Raw genomic sequence first — 16,119 nt, forward strand, 5'->3', positions numbered from 1 at the left:
GTGATGCGATGATGCAGTGGGTCGGTGGCAAGCGACGGCTCGGACTGGCACTGGCTGCCGGTCTGGCCTTCGTTGCGGTTATCACTGTTGCCGATCGGCTGCTGCCGCCGGATGTCAGCCGCTATGAAGATAGCGGACGGCTGGTCGTTGGCGGCAAGGGCGAACCGTTGCGCTATCTCCCCGCTGGCCAAGGCTACTGGCGGCTGCGCATTGAGCCGGAAGCGGTCGATCCGCAATATCTTGCCCTGCTGCTGGCCTACGAGGATCAGCGTTTCTACAGCCATCCCGGCATCGATCCGCTCGCGGTACTGCGTGCTGCCATCGGCAATCTGCAAAGCGGCCGGATTCTTTCTGGCGCTTCCACCATCACCATGCAGGTTGCCCGCCTGCTGCATGAGCCGCGCCGTGGCTGGGCCGGCAAGATTGAACAAAGCCTGCGCGCCCTGCAGCTTGAAGCCCGCTATTCCAAGCGCGAAATCCTGTCGATGTATCTCACGCTGGCGCCTTTCGGCGGCAATATCGAAGGCGTGCATATGGCCAGCCGGATTTTCTTCGGCAAGGAGCCGGCAACACTCAATCTGGCCGAAGCGGTGCTGCTGATTGCCCTGCCGCAATCGCCCACCGCGCGCCGCCCGATCAGCAACCCGGCCGCTGCCGCCGATGGCCGCAGCCAGGTGCTGCGCCGTCTGGCCGAGGCTGGCCGGATCAGTGCGGCAGACATGCGGCTCGCCGAGGCTGAGGCGCTGCCTGTGCAGCGCCAGGCCTTACCCTTCACCGCGCCGCATCTGGCCGCCGCTGCCGCGCGCCGCACCAGCGCGCCGGTGGTGCAGACCAGCATCGATGGCGGCCTGCAGCAGAAGCTGGAGCAACTGGCACGCCAGGAAGCGTCCTGGTTCCCCGATGCGGCCACCGTTGCGATCCTGGTTGCCGAACTGCCCAGCCGCCGTATCCTCGCCTCGGTCAGCGGGCATGATTTTGCCACGGCGCAGGGCCAGGTTGATCTCACCACCGCGATCCGCTCGCCCGGCTCCACATTGAAGCCCTTCATCTATGCCATGGCGTTGGATGCCGGTGAGATTCACCCAGAAACCGTGATCGATGATCGCCCGACGCGTTTCGGCACCTATTTGCCGCGTAATTTCGACCGCCAGTATCAGGGCCGCATCACCATGCGGGATGCGTTGCAGCAATCGCTGAATGTGCCAGCCGTCGCGGTGCTGGAGCGATTGGGGCCTGCGCGCTTTGCCGCGCAGCTACAGTCGCTGGGGGTTCGCATGGTGCTGCCAGCGCCGCGCGAGGAACCCGGCCTTGCCATTGCGCTCGGCGGTGTCGGCATGTCGCTGCGTGATCTCGTCGGCCTTTATGCCATGTTGGCTGATGACGGACGCTACGCCGCGCTTTCGGCCATCGAAGGAAACACTGCCTTACCGCATCAGGCCGTGGTGCGGCCCACATCGGCACGGCAGATCGGCGATATCCTGGCTGATGCGCCACGCCCCGCCGGCATCCAGGGCACGGCGAATAACATGGCCGACCGCATCGCCTACAAGACCGGCACGTCCTATGGTTTCCGCGATGCCTGGTCGGTCGGCTATACCGGCAGCCATGTCGTCGGTGTCTGGGTCGGCAGGCCGGATGGCACGCCACGGCCGGGTGCTTATGGCCGCAACACGGCGGCACCGCTGATGTTCCACATTTTCGATATCCTGGGCGGCCGTGGTGGCGAAGCGCCGCGCTTTGCCGTGCCGGATCAGGCGGAGATGGCCGTCGCGCCGCCGCGCCTGCCGCCACCGGCGCTGCGGAATTTCCAGCGCCGTACTAATATTGTTGCCGAAGGGCCGCGTATTCTGTTTCCGCCACCACATGTGGAGCTTGCCCTGCCGGCGAAGGGCGGCGACCGCGTGGTGCTGGAGGCACGCGGCACGCAGCCCCTGCGCTGGTATGTCGATGGCGAGCCCTTGCCGGGGCGCGGCAGCGGCGATCATGCCGAATGGACGCCGGCGGCGGCAGGCTTTTTCCGTATCAGCGTGGTGGATGCGGAAGGGCGCAGCAGCACGGTGCGTACCCGGCTGATTGCTGGCGAAAGGTAAGTCGCGCGACTTGCATCCAGTGCGTTGACTTACTCATGTGCAAGTCCTACCTCTCGGACAGGAAAATCCGTGGAGGGAAGATGTCTGAAAACCGCAAATGGGTGCTGGCGCGGCGCCCGGTGACAGAGCCGAGCGTTGAAGATTTCCGGCTGGAGATGGCGGCATTGCCGCAACAGCTGGCGCCCGGCGATGTGCTCTGCCGCACGCATTATCTCTCGCTCGATCCCTATATGCGCTGGCGCATGAACGATGCCAAATCCTATGCCCGTCCGGTGGGCCTGGGCGAAGTGATGGTCGGTACCACGGTGGGCGAAGTGGTTCGCTCTGAGGCACCTGGCTTCGCGGCGGGTGATCTGGTGGTGGGGGCAGGCGGCTGGCAGGATTATGCCGTGCTGCCGGCTGCCGGTTTGCGCAAGGTGGATGCAACGGCGGCGCCGCTTTCCACGGCACTGGGCGCGCTTGGCATGCCGGGCTTCACTGCCTATGCCGGCCTGATGAAGATCGGCCAACCGAAGGTCGGCGAAACCGTGGTGGTGGCTGCCGCTACCGGCCCGGTTGGCGCCATGGTCGGGCAACTGGCGCGGTTGCAGGGCTGCCGCACCGTGGCGATAGCCGGCGGCGCAGAGAAATGCGCCTATGCTCTGAACACGCTGAAATTCGATGCTGCGCTGGATCATCGCGATCCGGCCTTGAAGCAGAAACTTGCCGCTGCCTGTCCGCAGGGTATCGATGTCTATTTCGAGAATGTCGGCGGCAAGGTGTGGGATGCGGTGCTGCCGCTGCTGAATGACTTCGCCCGTATTCCGGTCTGCGGCCTGATCTCGCAGTATAATCTTGGCAATGCCGCCGATGGCGATACGCCAATGACCATGCTGATGCGCGATGTGCTGGTGAAGCGGCTGCTGCTGCGCGGCTTCATCGTCACGGATTTCGTTGCCTATCGCGACGAATTCATCAGCTATGCCACGCCGCTGGTGGCGGATGGCACGCTGCAGGTGCGCGAGGATATCGTTGCCGGCATGGAAAAGGCGCCTGAGGCTTTCATCGGCCTGCTGCAGGGGCGCAATTTTGGCAAGCTGATCGTCAAGTTCACCTGACGATCAGCTTGGAAGAAGCATCAGGTATCGGGGTGCAGCACGAAGTCCTTCACATCGTGCTGCCGCGCCCGCAGCAGGAAATCGCAGACCCGAACGATCTGCGAATCGAGCATCTCGCGGCCATAAACCGTGAGGCAGCCACTGGCCTCCGCGATACGCAACAGCTTGGTGCGATCCGGGTCCATGATCGCATCCATCACCACCACATTGGCCGGAATCGACGTAACGTCGATTGGCGCGGCATTCTCGTCCAGCATGCCGACCGGTGTGGCATTGATCAGCAGGTCGATATCATCCAACCGTGATGGCCCGATGCTGACATTCAGCGCCGGGTAGGCCTTGGCCAGCCCATGTGCCAGGGTTTCGGCACGCGTCGGCTGCGGTTCCACGATGCGCAGGCTCGCCACCCCCTTGCGCGCCAGTTCGGCGCCGATGGCAGCACCGGCACCGCCAGCGCCCAGCAATTGCACCCGCATGCCCGGCATGCGCACGCCGCGCCGCTCGATGGCGGCAACGCAGCCGACGCCATCGAACATTTCGCCGACCCATTGATCATCCTTGCAGCGGGCAATCACAGAAATGCTGTGGCTGATCTCGGCCATCGGGCCGATATGGCTGAGATGTGGCGCGATCCGCGTCTTGTGCGGCACCGTCACCACCAGGCCATCCAGGTTGACCAGTTTCAGCAACTGCGGAAACACGGCGTCGAAATCTTCGGGCCGGATATGGATCGGCAGCAGGATGGCATTCTCGCCGCGCCGCCGCAGTTCATGGGTCACGGTCTCGGGTGAGCGCGCCTGTTCGATGGGATGGCCCAGGATGCCATAGAGCCGGGTGCGGCCATCGACGAACTCGGCCGAGCCGGCACGCTGCGGCGCCAGGTGGAGAAGATTGTCAGGCAACGGCGAGGTCATGCGTAATACTCCAGCATTTTACCAGGATTCATGATGTTCTGCGGATCGAGCGAGCGTTTGATCAGGCGCATCAGCGCCAGGGTTTCCTCGCCATGTTCCAGCGGCAGGTATTTCTGCTTCTCCTGGCCGATGCCATGCTCGCCGGTGCAGGTGCCGTCCATGGCGATGGCGCGTTCCACCATGCGGCGCACGAACTGCATCACGGTTTCAACCTCGGCCGGATTGTCCATATCCACCATCGGCTGCACATGGAAATTGCCATCGCCGACATGGCCGACCACCGGCGCGATCAGGCCGAGCGCCTGGATGTCCTGCTTGGTCGCCTCGACGCAATCGGCCAGCCGCGAGATCGGCACGCAGACATCGGTGGGTATGGGGCGCGCGCCAGGGCGCAGGCCGACACAGGCCCAATAGGCATCGTGTCGGGCCTTCCACAGCCGCGAGCGTTCCTCGGGCTTGTCCGACCATTCGAACGGCCCGCCTTCGAACATCTCGGCGATTTCGCCGAAGCGGCGCGACTGCTCGGCAACACCATCGGGCGTGCCATGGAATTCCAGCAGCAGCAAAGGCGATTCCTGCAGGGAGAGGCCGGAATGACGGTTCACCGCGCCTACCGTCACTTCATCGAGCAATTCGATCCGCGCCACCGGCAAGGCGCTCTGGATGGTGGCGATCACCGCGTCGCAGGCGGCGCGCACGCTGGGGAAGGGGCAGATCGCTGCCGCCACCGCCTCTGGGATTGGCGATAGCCGCAACACCAGTTCGGTGATGATGCCGAGCGTGCCTTCCGAGCCGACGAACAGCCGCGTCAGGTCATAGCCGGCCGAGCTTTTGCGCGCGCGCCGTGCCGTGCGCACGATATCGCCGTTCGGCAGCACGGCGGTAAGCGCGATCACATTGTCCTTCATGGTGCCATAGCGCACCGCATTGGTGCCGCTGGCGCGTGTGGCTGCCATACCGCCGAGCGAGGCATCGGCGCCGGGATCAATCGGGAAGAACAGGCCTGTATCGCGCAGATACTCGTTGAGGGTGGTGCGGGTGACGCCCGGTTGCACCACGCAGTCGAGATCCTCGGCATGCACCGCAATGATGCGCTTCATGTTGCCGAGGTCGATGCAGATGCCGCCATGCGGCGCATTCACATGGCCTTCGAAGGAAGAACCGGAGCCGAAAGCGATCACCGGCACGGCATTTGCGGCGCAAAGCCGCACGATTTCCGCCACTTCCTCGGTGCTTTCGGCAAAGACCACGGCATCGGGCGGCTGGCTCGGCATCCAGGTAAGCTGGCTGGAATGTTGCCGGCGCACGGCCTCGGCCATGCTGAAGCGGCTACCAAAGCGCGACTGCAATGTTTCAGACACCCGCAACAGGGCGGCCGGGTCGATCGGGGGGCGTGTGCTCTTGGCCATTAGTCTCCTCCAGGTCTGCTCGTCTTAGCAGATATTGACCTACATGCAAGTAAGCATTATAAGGGCCGCCGTCTCATTGGGAGGAAGCAATGCAAGAGGCGGATTTCCATGTCGCCATTGGCGACAAGGTGCAGTTTTCCAAGACTGTCAGCGAAAGCGACGTCTATCTCTTCGCCGGCATCACCGGCGATCTGTCGGATGTGCACTGCAATGAAGAGTTCATGAAGAAGTCGGCGTTTGGCCGCCGCATCGCTCATGGCGTGCTCTCGATGGGTTTCATGTCCACCGCTTCGACACTGATGTTCACCCCGCATGTACATAAATACGTCGGTTTCACGCCGGTTTCCCAAGGCTATGACCGCGTGCGCTTCATGAGCCCGGTATTCTTCGGCGATACCGTGACCATCACCTACACCATCGCCAAGATCGAGGCCGAGCGTTTCCGCACCCTCTCTGACGTGACGGTGACGAATCAGAATGGCATTGTGGTTTCCAGCGCCGTGCACATCATGCGCTGGGTGCCACAGCAGGGAGTCGCCAAGTGAGCGGCGAATCCACGGCACGCCGAGCGGCTTTTGTCACTGGCGGTCGCCGCGGCATCGGCCGCGCCATCGCCTATGCGCTGGCCGAGCAGGGCTTCGATGTGGTGGTGAACGATCTTGAGCGCGATGCTTCGGCGGAAGAAACCCTGGCCGGTATCGCCGAGCGCGGCGGCGAGGCGGCTTTTGTCACTGGAAATGTTGCCGATCTGGCGCAGCATCAGCGCATGGTGGATGAAGCCTGTGGTGCTTTCGGGCCGCTGAGCTGCCTGGTCAACAATGCCGGCGTGCAGACACAGTATCGCGGCGACATGCTGGAGATTCCGGTTGAAAGCTTCGATCGCCTGATCGATGTGAATCTGCGTGGCTCGTTCTTCCTGACGCAGCGCATCGCCAAGCGGATGATTGTGGAGCCAGCCGGCGATACCACGCGGCCCTCGCGTTCGATCATCTTCATCTCCTCTGGTAATGCAGTTATCGCCACGGCTGCGCAGGCGGATTACTGCATTTCGAAATCCGGCATCGCCATGATGTCCACACTGTTCGCGCTGCGCCTCGCCGAACATGGCATTGCCGTGCATGAAATTCGCCCCGGTATCATCCGCACCGACATGACCGCCGATGTGTTCGAGAAATACGATGGCTGGGTGAAGGGTCGTGGTTTCCCGATGGCGCGTTGGGGCGAAGCCGAGGATATCGGCCGCACTGTCGGCGTACTGGCCGCCGGTCTTCTGCCCTACAGCACCGGCCATGCCTTCCATGTCGATGGCGGCATCCATATTCGCCGCACATAAGCAGCAGTTTCAGGAACAGCACAATGTATGAGTATTCGGGTGATGTTGCGGTTGTAACGGGTGCTGCCAGCGGTATCGGCAAGAGCATTGCTCAGCGGTTGGCTAAGGAAGGCTGCAAAGTGGCATTGTGGGATGTCGATGCAACCAGCCTTGAGGCACTCGGCAGCGAGTTAGGCGGGCAGGGCGCTGCAGTTAGTGTCGGCAAGGTTGATGTGAGTGATTTGGCGGCAGTGCGTGATGCTGCTGCAAAACTGCGCAGTGAATTCGGCGCGGCGCCCCGCATCTTGATCAACAGTGCTGGTATAGGGCAGGCTTCTTCGATCATCGACGGTACGCCGGAAGAGTTCGATTACACCATGCAGGTCAATGTGCGCGGGACCTATAATTGCTGCCACACCATAGTACCGATGATGATCGAAAGCGGTGGCGGCCGAATCATAAATATTGCTTCATGGTTCGGTAAATCCGGGCGGCCGATGTCGCTGGCCTATTGCGCGTCGAAATTCGCGCTGGTCGGCATGACGCAATCCATGGCCCTCGATCTCGCCAAATCTGGAATTCGCGTGAATGCCGTTTGTCCCGGCACCATCGCCAACACCCGGATGCGCGAGCAAGCCGATGCGGAGGCGCATGCCAAGGGTCTGGTGCCCGCGGCTGAGCGCGTGCATCTCATTCCGCTTGGCCGGTTGGGCGAGCCGCAGGACGTCGCCAATGTGGTGGCGTTCCTGGTTTCTGAGCAGGCGTCCTACATGACCGGCCAATCGATCAACGTCACCGGCGGATTGTGGATGAACTGAAACCGGCCCTGATGCCGCGGCAGCGGAATTGGGGTCTTGACAGGCTATGGCTATTTATACTTACTTACGAGTAAGTATAAATAAAAAAGACGTAGCGGTCCCGGAGGGACGGCTGCAGGGAGGAAATTGAAGTGTTCGAGCTTGCGGAGTATCTGCTGCGTGGTGCCTTGCTGGGCATCACATACGGCCTGCTGGCCTTTCCGGTCAGCCTGCTTTTCGTCACCACCGGCTCGGTGGACGTGGCGCTTGGCGCCTATGCCGTGCTGGCGGCCGCTATCATGTATGTCACCGGCGGCCCCAGCGGCGTGGTGCTGGCGATTGCCTCCGCCGTGCTGGCTTCCGGTGTGGTCGGTGTCATCTCGATGCGGCTTAACCGCCCCGGCGCGGTGGAGCATGTGATCGCGGTGCTGGGCACCTTCGGCCTCGCCACCTTCCTGGAATCCTTCATCCTCACCATATTCGGCACCAGCCCGATGATCCGGCAGCCGTTCGATACCTTCTGGAATATCGGCGGCATCCGCATCAGCCCGCAGATGGGCATCAACATCACCGTCTGCGTCGGCATCCTGGCCTGCCTTTTCGTGGTGTTGCAGAAAACGCCGTTTGGCCGCGCCATGCGCGCCAGCGCCGTCAATCCGGTCGGCGCCGCGCTGAACGGCATTCCGGTGCAGCAGATCTGGTTCTCCACCTACCTGCTGGGCGGCCTGCTGGCCGGCACCGCCGGTGTGCTGATCCTCTATACCACCGGCGCTGACTACAGCACGGCGTTCAACTTCACCATCTGGGGCTTCGGCTCGGCGATCATCTTCGGCATGCGCAGCCCGCTGCGCGGCTTCGCCGGCGGCCTGATCATCGGCGTGGTGCAGGCGGTCAGTGCCGGCTATCTGCCCGGCGCCTGGGCCAATGCCACCCCGCTGGTCTTCATCTTCGTCATCCTGTCGCTCGGCCGGATGAACCAGATTGCCGCCACGGGAGGGCGCGTGTGATGCAAGGCACCCTGCTGCAACGCTGCAAGCCGGCGCTGATCATTCTGGCGATCATCGCGGCGCTGACGCCGCTGATCATCGGCAGCCCGTTCTGGCTCGATAATTCCGTGATGGTGGCAATCTTCTCGCTGCTCTCGCTGTCGGTTGGCATGGCCTATGGCCAGGCTGGCATCCTCTCCATGGCACCGGCCGCTTTCGGCTCCATCGGTGCCTTCGCCACCAGCATCGTCACCACCCGCTATGGCATGTCGCCGCTGGTCGGGCTGGTGCTGGCATTGACCATGCCCATGATCCTGGCCTATCCGATGGCGCGCGCTATTACCCGGCTGTCGCCGCTGCCGCTTTCCATTGCCACATTGCTGCTTTGCCTGGTGCTGGAACTGGCGATCCGCGAGGGCGGCAGCTTTACGGGTGGCTATATCGGCCTTTCCGGCATCCCGGCGCTGTGGTTCGCGCCCACCATCCAGTCGATGCATGTGCTGAGCTGGCTGGTGGTGGCACTGGTGCTGGTGCTTTATGCCAACCTGACCAGTTCGGCCATCGGCCGCGCCGTGCGCACCGCGCAGCATGATCCGCTGCGTGCCACCGCCGATGGTGTCAACGTGCCGGCCCTGCTGGCGCTCTACTTCGCGCTTTCGGCCTCGGTGGCTGGCCTCGCCGGCTGGCTCTATGCCCATCACCTCACCTATATGGGCCCGGATTCGCTGACCATGCATGTCTCGATCAAGATCCTGCTGATGGCGGTGATCGGTGGTGCTTCCACCTTCCTCGGCCCGATTCTCGGTGCGGCGTTCCTCACGCTGATCACACTGTATCTGCCGGCGGCGGAAACCCAGGGCATGATCTTCGGTGCGGTACTGATCCTGGTGCTGCTGGTGGCGCCGAACGGCGTGCTGGGCACCAACTGGAAGAAGCTGTTTGCCAGCCGCGCCCGTGCCGGCAAATCCGTGCGTGGAGTTGCCGCATGACCATTCAAGCTAAGAACGTGACGGTGCAGTTCGGCGGCGTCACAGCCCTCAAGGATGTTTCCACCACGGTGCAGCGCGGCAAGATTCTGGCCGTGATCGGCCCGAACGGCTCCGGCAAGAGCACGCTGTTCAATGCCATTACCGGCATGGTGACGCCGACCAACGGCACCATTGTGGTGGATGATGAAGTAGTGGACGGCCTGCCGCCCTTCGCCCGTATTGGCCGCGGCCTCGCCCGCACCTTCCAGACGCCGCGCTTCGATCCGAAGGTGACGGTGGAAGAGGCGGTGATGTGCGGCTTCTACCCGGTGAAGCAGACCGGATTCATCTCCGCCATGCTGCGGTTGCCCTCTGCTTCGCGCGAGGAAGCGGGCTTCCGCGCCCGCTGCGACGAAATCCTCAGCGATCTCAAGCTGTCGGATTTCCGCGATCTGCAGATGAGCGAATTGCCAATGGGCCGCGTGCGTCTGGTGGAAGTGGCGCGTGCCATGGCCAATGCGCCGAAATACATCCTGCTGGATGAGCCGGCTGCCGGCCTGGCTCGCGATGAACAGCGCATGCTCAGCCTTGAGGTTCGCCGCCTGGCGGAGCGGGGCGTCGGCGTGCTGCTGGTGGAGCATAACTTCAACCTGATCCGCGAACTGGCCGAGGATGTGCTGGTGCTCAAGGAGGGCGGCATGTTGATCCAGGGTGCGCCTGATGTGATCGCCCGCGACAAGGCCTTCATTGATATCTATCTGGGGAGCACCGGCCGATGAACGCCGCAGCGACCATTGCGACCGGCCAGGCTCAGGCCGCCCCGGTCATGACCTGCCGCGGCATCGTCGCGCGCTACAGCCGCATCACCGTGGTGGAAGGGGTGGATTTCGACCTTTATCCCGGTGAGATGCTGGCTGTGCTGGGCCCGAATGGTGCCGGCAAGAGCAGCATGCTGGGCGCGGTTTCCGGCATTATCAGCGGTGCTGGCGAAGTCAAGATCCGCGACACCGAGATCGGCGGCATGAGCGCCCATAAGCGCGCAGCCCATGGTATCGCCTTCGTGCCGGAGCGGCGCGGCAATATTTTTCCTACCATGTCGGTGGAGGAGAATATCGATGTCGGCCTGCGGCTGCTGCCGGTGCAGGACCGCGAAGCACAGCGCGAGCTGATCCTCGGCCTGTTCCCGATCCTCAAGCAACGTGCCGATGCCATGGCCGGTGTGCTCAGCGGCGGCGAGCAGCAGATGCTCGCCATCGGCATGGCCTTGGGCCGCAAGCCGCAGGTATTGCTGCTGGATGAACCGACCCAAGGCCTGGCGCCGATGGTGTTCGACATCCTGGAGAATGCCTTCAACATCCTGAAGCGCAGCGGCCTGGCGCTGCTGCTTGCTGAACAGAATGTCCCCTTCGCCGCCCGCGTGGCCGAACGCTATGTGGTGCTGTCGCACGGCCATCTCGTGCGCCAGGGCGGCAAGGAAGACCTGCGCAATCCGGAGGAACTCGCCGAAGCCTTCCTGGGCACGGCGAACGGATAACTGACACTGGTTTAAGAAAACTGAGAAGGAGAGGAATATGAAGCGTATCACTACCCTGCTGGCGGGCATTGCCGCGTTCGGTCTGCTGGCCGGCGGCGCGTTGGCGCAAGACAAGATCAAGATCGGCGGCATCTACAGCCTCAGCGGCCCGGCGGCCCCCTTCGGCGTGCCGGAGCGCGATATCGTCGAAATCCTCACCAACAAGGTGAACAAGGAAGGCGGTATCAAGGGCGCCCAGATCGATCTGATCCTGTGCGATGACCAGACGAACCCGACCGAAGCCGCGCGCTGCGCCACCAAGCTGATCCGTCAGGACGGCGTGGTCGCCATTCTCGGCTCGACCATCGGCACTGGCACCCTGGCGCTGATGCCGATTGCCATGGCCAACAGTGTTCCGGTGCTGGCACCGGTCGGCACCATCCCGGCCACCTCGAAGGAAAACAATTTCTGGCCGTGGATTTTCCGCACCGCGCCGAGCGACACCCTGATCGTGGACGCGATCCTGGATCGCGGCGTGTTCAAGCCGGGCCACAAGCGTATCGCCATCATGTACCAGGAAGACGCCTATGGCGAAGCCGGCATGAAGCGCGCCGCCGCGCTCTCAAAGGAGCGTAACGTCGAGATCGCCGCCGCCGTGGCCGCGCCGCTCAACGCCATCGACCTCACCGCCGCTGCCACCAACATCCGTAATTCCAACCCGGATGTGGTGCTGCTCAAGACCTCGGCTCCGGCGCTCGGTGCCGCCTTCATGCGTGCCGCCCGCCAGGTCGGCATCAAGGCGCCGATCGTTGGCACCGGCAGCCTCAACCAGCGGCCCTTCCTCGATGCCGCCGGCCCGGCCGGCGAAGGCATCCAGATCGTTTCGATCGGCAACTGGGACGATCCGTCCGAGCGCCAGAAGGAACTGGGCAAGCTGATCGTCGATGGCGGCAAGACCCCGAAGGGCTATGCCGAACTGATCGGCTCCACCGGCTTCCTCGCCGCTGCCGAGGCATTGCGCCGCGTTGACGGCAAGCCGACCGGCCCGAAGATCCGTGACGCGCTGGAGACGATCTGCGATTACCCCGGCACTTACCTGGATGGCAAGCTCTGCTACTCCAAGGACCAGCATGAAGGCGTCTTCGCCGACACGCTGATCACCGTGGAAATCCGCGGCGGCAAGTTCGTCACCGTCAAGTAACACAATGCAGGTCCAGGGGCATTCTTAAGGGCGTCAGCGTCGCGGGGTTTCGGTGAAAGCCAGCTATCTCGATTTTGCGCCACAGGAATGGTCCCTGGACCGAGTTCTGGAATGGCGCGCCGGGCAAACTCCCGGCGCGCCATTTCTGGCTTTCGCGGACCAGCCTGCCTTGAGTTTTGCCGAGGCCCGCGAGCGGGCCATGGATATTGCCTGGTATCTGTATTGCCTTGGCATCCGCGCCGGCGACAGGGTCGCCACCTTTGCCGGCAATTCCGAATTGGCGGTACTGCTGTGGTTCGGCATCGATCTGCTCGGCGCCATCGATGCCCCGATCAATCCCGCCTTCAGCGGCAAGCCGCTGGAACATGCCGTCAATCTGGTCGAGGCCGAGGTGATGATCGCCGAGGCCTCCCTGCTGCCCGTGCTGGCGCCAAGTGCTGCGGCGATGCCGCACCTGGCGCGCATCCTGGTCCACTCCGCCGTCCAGCCGTTGCCGGAAGCAATCGCGGACAAGCCGGTCGCGGCTTTCGTGCCGCCTGCGGGAGAGCGCCCGGCAAGCTGGCAGGTCCCGGGTGCGGCCGCTTCCGATCTCTGCTCGATTCTGTTCACCTCCGGCACCACCGGCCCCTCCAAGGGCGTGATGGTGACCCATGCCCAGGCCTTCCTCACCGCGCGCCAGAGCGCGGAGGGTATGCGGATCACTGGCGACGACATCTATTACTGCGCCCATCCGCTGTTCCACATGTCGCCGCGCTTCTGCGCCATCTATGCCGCGCTGCTTACTGGCGCAAAAGTAAGTCTGGATCTGCGTTTCTCGGCGCCGGACTGGCTGCGCCGGGTGCGTGACTGCGGCGCCACGGTGAGCATCGGCCATGGCCCGCTGCTCGAAATGATCCATGCCGAGCCGGAGCGGCCCGATGATGCCGATACCCGCCTCACCCGCATCGGCACGTCGCCCTTCCCCAAGCATATCGCGGTGGATTTCGAGCGCCGTTTCGGCGTGAAGGGGGTCGAAACCTGGGGCATGACGGAAGTGAATATTCCCTGCTGGCATCCCTATGATGAAGTCTTGCGGCCTGGCTCCTGCGGCCGCATCCGCGAGGAATGGTACGAATTCCAGGTCGTCGATCCGGAAACCGACCAGCCCTTGCCGGCGGGCCGCGTGGGTGAATTCGTGCTGCGGCCGAAGCTGCCCTGGATCATCAGTCCGGGTTATTACGCCAATCCGCAGGCGACGCTGAAGGCCTGGCGCAATCTTTGGTTCCATACTGGCGATAGCGGCTATATCGATGCCGATGGCTGGGTCTATTTTGCTGACCGGCTGGGGGATCGTATCCGCCGCCGGGCGGAGAATATCTCCTCCTACGACATTGAAGTGGCGGCCAATGCCCATGCCGCCGTGCTGGAAAGCGCCGCCGTTGGCGTGCCGTCGGAATATGTTTCAGACGATGACGTGAAGCTCTGCGTGGTACTGCGCCCGGATGCGGCGCTGGAGCCTCTGGAATTGCTGAGCTTCCTGGCGCAAAGCCTGCCGCACCATATGGTGCCGCGCTACATCGAGATCCTGCCGGCGATGCCACGCACGCCGACGCAGAAGATCATGAAGGTGCAGTTGCGCGCCTCTGGCATCGGCGCCAATACCTGGGACCGCAAGGCGGCCGGCGTCGAGCTGCGCAGCCTGATGGGCAAAAGCTAGATCAGCCCTTGCGCGGCTTGGTGGCTGGCTTGCGGCTGTAGGAACGCTCGATCACCGTCAGCGTGGCATCCCACAGATCGGTGAGGCGGCCGAACTTGCCGTTGTCGCGCGTCACCAGGCCGGCATAGTGGATGATGGTGACAAGCTGGATAACGATTTGCTGCTGCGGCGTATCGGGCTGCAATTCGCCGGATTGCACGGCGGCGCGCACACCCACGGCCACCAGCATCTCGAATTCACGCATCACGCCCTGCAAGCGGTTGCGCATCTTGTCGTTCAGCGCATCGCTGTCGGAGCGCAGGCGCGTCATCAGGCTCCACGGATGGCCATGGTCGCCATCGGGATTGTATTTCTGATAGCGCTCGCGGTTCAGCCGGATGATGGCGTCGATCTTGGTCCGCAGCGTCGTGGTGGTATCGGTCAGCACGTCGCGGTAGCGGTTCATGGTGGCGACGGAGTAATCCTCCAGCACCTCCTCGACCAGGCCTTCCTTGCTGCCAAAATGGTAATGCAGATTGGCGCGAGTGGTGTTCAGGATTTCGGCGATCTGGCGGAAGCTGAGGCCGCGATAGCCATGCTTCACCAGCAATTCCTCGGCCACCATTTTGATCTGGTTGCGCATGGTCTGGCCGGCACTGTTATTGTCAGTTTGCACGGGGCAACTCTCGAAAACCATTTCGTAAATAATCGCAGTTTTCACCGCCGGGTGCAATCGCCGGAGGCGGCTTGAACCGCCTCCGGGTTGCTCGAATCAACGCTCGATGCCAGCCGCCTTGAGATGCTGGCGGATACGGTCGATCTCAGCGGCGCCAAGCTTCTGCAGCGGTGGGCGTACCGCAGCGGAAGGCAGCCGACCGAGGATCACCTGGGCCTCCTTCATGCGGTTATGCATGTCCACCGCCGGCGGGCCGTAGAAGGCATGGGTGGTGTGGTAGATGCGGGCGGCCACCGCCTTGGCTTTGGCCAGGTCGTCGCCGCGCACCGCCTCGAACAACTCCACCTGCAGATCAGCAATGGTGCTGCCGGCGCCTGAGAGCAGGCCGTTGCAGCCCACCACCAGGGAGGACAGCAGCCAGGCGCTGTGGGTGGTCAGCACATGGAACGGGCGGCTGTCGGATTGCAGCGCGCGCACCGTCATCTCGTGGCGTGCCGGATCGCCGCAGGCATCCTTCATCGCCTTGATGCTGGGGATTTCCTGAATCAGGCGCAGCAGCACGTCATGGCTGTAGGTCACCGGCAGGCTGACCGGGAACTGGAAGATGATCAGCGGCAGGTCGGTGGCATCGGCGATGCGGCGGTAATGATCCACCACCATCTCCGGGCGTGAGCCGAGCATGAACACGTTCGGCGGGAAAACCAGCAGCGCCGAGGCGCCCTTGGCATCGGCCATGCGCGCCAGGCGCACGGCTTCCATGCCGCTTTCGGCATAGATGCCGTTCACCAGCGGCACGCGGTCGCCGACTTCCGCCAGCGCCAGATCCAGCAGCTTTTCCTGCTCCTCGAAGGTGCAGGAAGAGACTTCGGAAGCATGGCCGTTCACGGTCAGGGCGGCAACGCCACGGGTCGAGCCGACCTCGCGGATATGCTTGCGGTAGTTCTTCTCGTCGATGCTCAGATCGTCGTGCAGCGGCAAGAGACAGGCGGGAATGACGCCGGAGCAGTCATAGTTCAGCCGGGGCATGGGATACCTCCTCGAATGACTTAGATGCCCTGTAGGGCGGTGATTTCAGCGATGGCGGCGCCGGCACGGGCTTCGCGCGCCTTACGGTATTCCGGCGAGTCGTAGAAGCGCTGCACGGTCTCGACCGAGTCGAATTCGACCACGACATAACGCACCGGGCTGGCTTCGCCCTCGATCATCACCGGGTCGGCGCCGCGCACCAGATAGCGCCCGCCGAAAGCCTCGATCGCCACCTTGGCGAGCGGCTTGTACGATTCGTATTTCTCCGGGTTGGTGACCCGGACCTTGGCAACCACGATTGCGGCCATTCTCAGCGTTTCCTCTTGAAGAGCATCGGACAAGACCGGTGCGGCAGGCAGAACCGGCCGGGGCCGGGGCCGGACTCCGGCAGGGCCACAAGGTGGCAAAAAACTGATTGACGTGCAAGTCAGTTTACGTCAATTTCGCCGCCCAGG

General features: G+C 63.3%; 16 protein-coding genes. 11 read left to right on the forward strand and 5 right to left on the reverse strand.

The window, feature by feature from the left end:
• Positions 1-8: 8 nt before the first annotated feature.
• Entirely contained in the window at positions 9-2,090 is a 2,082-nt protein-coding gene (pbpC, locus tag ACQY7X_RS11180) for a penicillin-binding protein 1C (RefSeq protein ID WP_428249997.1), read from the forward strand.
• An 80-nt stretch (positions 2,091-2,170) separates the two neighbouring features.
• Positions 2,171-3,187, forward strand: coding sequence for an NADP-dependent oxidoreductase (locus ACQY7X_RS11185; RefSeq protein WP_428249998.1), 1,017 nt, complete (start codon positions 2,171-2,173; stop codon positions 3,185-3,187).
• 20 nt (positions 3,188-3,207) lie between these two features.
• Here the strand turns inward: ACQY7X_RS11185 and ACQY7X_RS11190 are convergent, their stop codons facing one another.
• Both ACQY7X_RS11190 and ACQY7X_RS11195 read right to left on the reverse strand, forming a co-directional pair.
• Positions 3,208-4,101: a shikimate dehydrogenase family protein gene (locus ACQY7X_RS11190; RefSeq protein ID WP_428249999.1), complete on the reverse strand. Its 894-nt coding sequence runs from the start codon at positions 4,099-4,101 to the stop codon at positions 3,208-3,210.
• A complete protein-coding gene (locus ACQY7X_RS11195; RefSeq protein WP_428250000.1) occupies positions 4,098-5,510 on the reverse strand; it encodes an FAD-binding oxidoreductase in 1,413 nt (470 codons plus the stop codon). The genes ACQY7X_RS11190 and ACQY7X_RS11195 overlap by 4 nt, the downstream gene beginning before the upstream one ends.
• 89 nt (positions 5,511-5,599) lie before the next feature.
• Here ACQY7X_RS11195 and ACQY7X_RS11200 point away from each other — a divergent pair, with 89 nt between their 5' ends.
• The 9 genes from ACQY7X_RS11200 (at position 5,600) to ACQY7X_RS11240 (ending at position 13,983) form a co-directional block, all read left to right on the forward strand.
• Positions 5,600-6,055, forward strand: coding sequence for a MaoC/PaaZ C-terminal domain-containing protein (locus tag ACQY7X_RS11200; RefSeq protein ID WP_428250001.1), 456 nt, complete (start codon positions 5,600-5,602; stop codon positions 6,053-6,055).
• Positions 6,052-6,843 carry a 3-ketoacyl-ACP reductase gene (locus ACQY7X_RS11205; protein ID WP_428250002.1) on the forward strand — a complete coding sequence of 264 codons (792 nt, stop codon included), beginning with the start codon at positions 6,052-6,054 and terminating at the stop codon, positions 6,841-6,843. Before ACQY7X_RS11200 ends, ACQY7X_RS11205 begins: the two co-directional genes overlap by 4 nt.
• Positions 6,844-6,866: 23 nt before the next feature.
• Positions 6,867-7,640 (forward strand): SDR family NAD(P)-dependent oxidoreductase, encoded by a 774-nt coding sequence (locus ACQY7X_RS11210; protein WP_428250003.1) that lies wholly within the window; start codon positions 6,867-6,869, stop codon positions 7,638-7,640.
• Between the two features lie 131 nt (positions 7,641-7,771).
• On the forward strand, positions 7,772-8,626 hold the full coding sequence (locus ACQY7X_RS11215; RefSeq protein ID WP_428250004.1) for a branched-chain amino acid ABC transporter permease: 855 nt from the start codon (positions 7,772-7,774) through the stop codon (positions 8,624-8,626).
• Positions 8,626-9,594, forward strand: coding sequence for a branched-chain amino acid ABC transporter permease (locus ACQY7X_RS11220; protein ID WP_428250053.1), 969 nt, complete (start codon positions 8,626-8,628; stop codon positions 9,592-9,594). Before ACQY7X_RS11215 ends, ACQY7X_RS11220 begins: the two co-directional genes overlap by 1 nt.
• Positions 9,591-10,352 carry an ABC transporter ATP-binding protein gene (locus ACQY7X_RS11225; RefSeq protein ID WP_428250005.1) on the forward strand — a complete coding sequence of 254 codons (762 nt, stop codon included), beginning with the start codon at positions 9,591-9,593 and terminating at the stop codon, positions 10,350-10,352. The genes ACQY7X_RS11220 and ACQY7X_RS11225 overlap by 4 nt, the downstream gene beginning before the upstream one ends.
• On the forward strand, positions 10,349-11,107 hold the full coding sequence (locus ACQY7X_RS11230) for an ABC transporter ATP-binding protein (RefSeq protein WP_428250006.1): 759 nt from the start codon (positions 10,349-10,351) through the stop codon (positions 11,105-11,107). Before ACQY7X_RS11225 ends, ACQY7X_RS11230 begins: the two co-directional genes overlap by 4 nt.
• 37 nt (positions 11,108-11,144) lie before the next feature.
• Positions 11,145-12,287 carry an ABC transporter substrate-binding protein gene (locus ACQY7X_RS11235; protein ID WP_428250007.1) on the forward strand — a complete coding sequence of 381 codons (1,143 nt, stop codon included), beginning with the start codon at positions 11,145-11,147 and terminating at the stop codon, positions 12,285-12,287.
• A 52-nt stretch (positions 12,288-12,339) separates the two neighbouring features.
• The gene (locus ACQY7X_RS11240) at positions 12,340-13,983 is read left to right on the forward strand and encodes an AMP-binding protein (protein WP_428250008.1); all 1,644 of its coding nucleotides are present in this window, start codon (positions 12,340-12,342) and stop codon (positions 13,981-13,983) included.
• Position 13,984: 1 nt separating this feature from the next.
• Here ACQY7X_RS11240 and ACQY7X_RS11245 read toward each other — a convergent pair whose 3' ends face one another.
• The 3 genes from ACQY7X_RS11245 to ACQY7X_RS11255 all read right to left on the reverse strand — a co-directional run bounded on the left by ACQY7X_RS11245 (position 13,985) and on the right by ACQY7X_RS11255 (position 15,972).
• Entirely contained in the window at positions 13,985-14,638 is a 654-nt protein-coding gene (locus tag ACQY7X_RS11245; RefSeq protein ID WP_428250009.1) for a TetR/AcrR family transcriptional regulator, read from the reverse strand.
• A 96-nt stretch (positions 14,639-14,734) separates the two neighbouring features.
• Positions 14,735-15,664 carry a dihydrodipicolinate synthase family protein gene (locus ACQY7X_RS11250; protein ID WP_428250010.1) on the reverse strand — a complete coding sequence of 310 codons (930 nt, stop codon included), beginning with the start codon at positions 15,662-15,664 and terminating at the stop codon, positions 14,735-14,737.
• Positions 15,665-15,684: 20 nt separating this feature from the next.
• The gene (locus tag ACQY7X_RS11255; RefSeq protein ID WP_428250011.1) at positions 15,685-15,972 is read right to left on the reverse strand and encodes a DUF1330 domain-containing protein; all 288 of its coding nucleotides are present in this window, start codon (positions 15,970-15,972) and stop codon (positions 15,685-15,687) included.
• Positions 15,973-16,119: the final 147 nt, after the last annotated feature.

It is taken from the genome of Ferrovibrio sp. (genome assembly GCF_965278975.1).
In the GTDB taxonomy this organism is placed as follows: domain Bacteria; phylum Pseudomonadota; class Alphaproteobacteria; order Ferrovibrionales; family Ferrovibrionaceae; genus Ferrovibrio.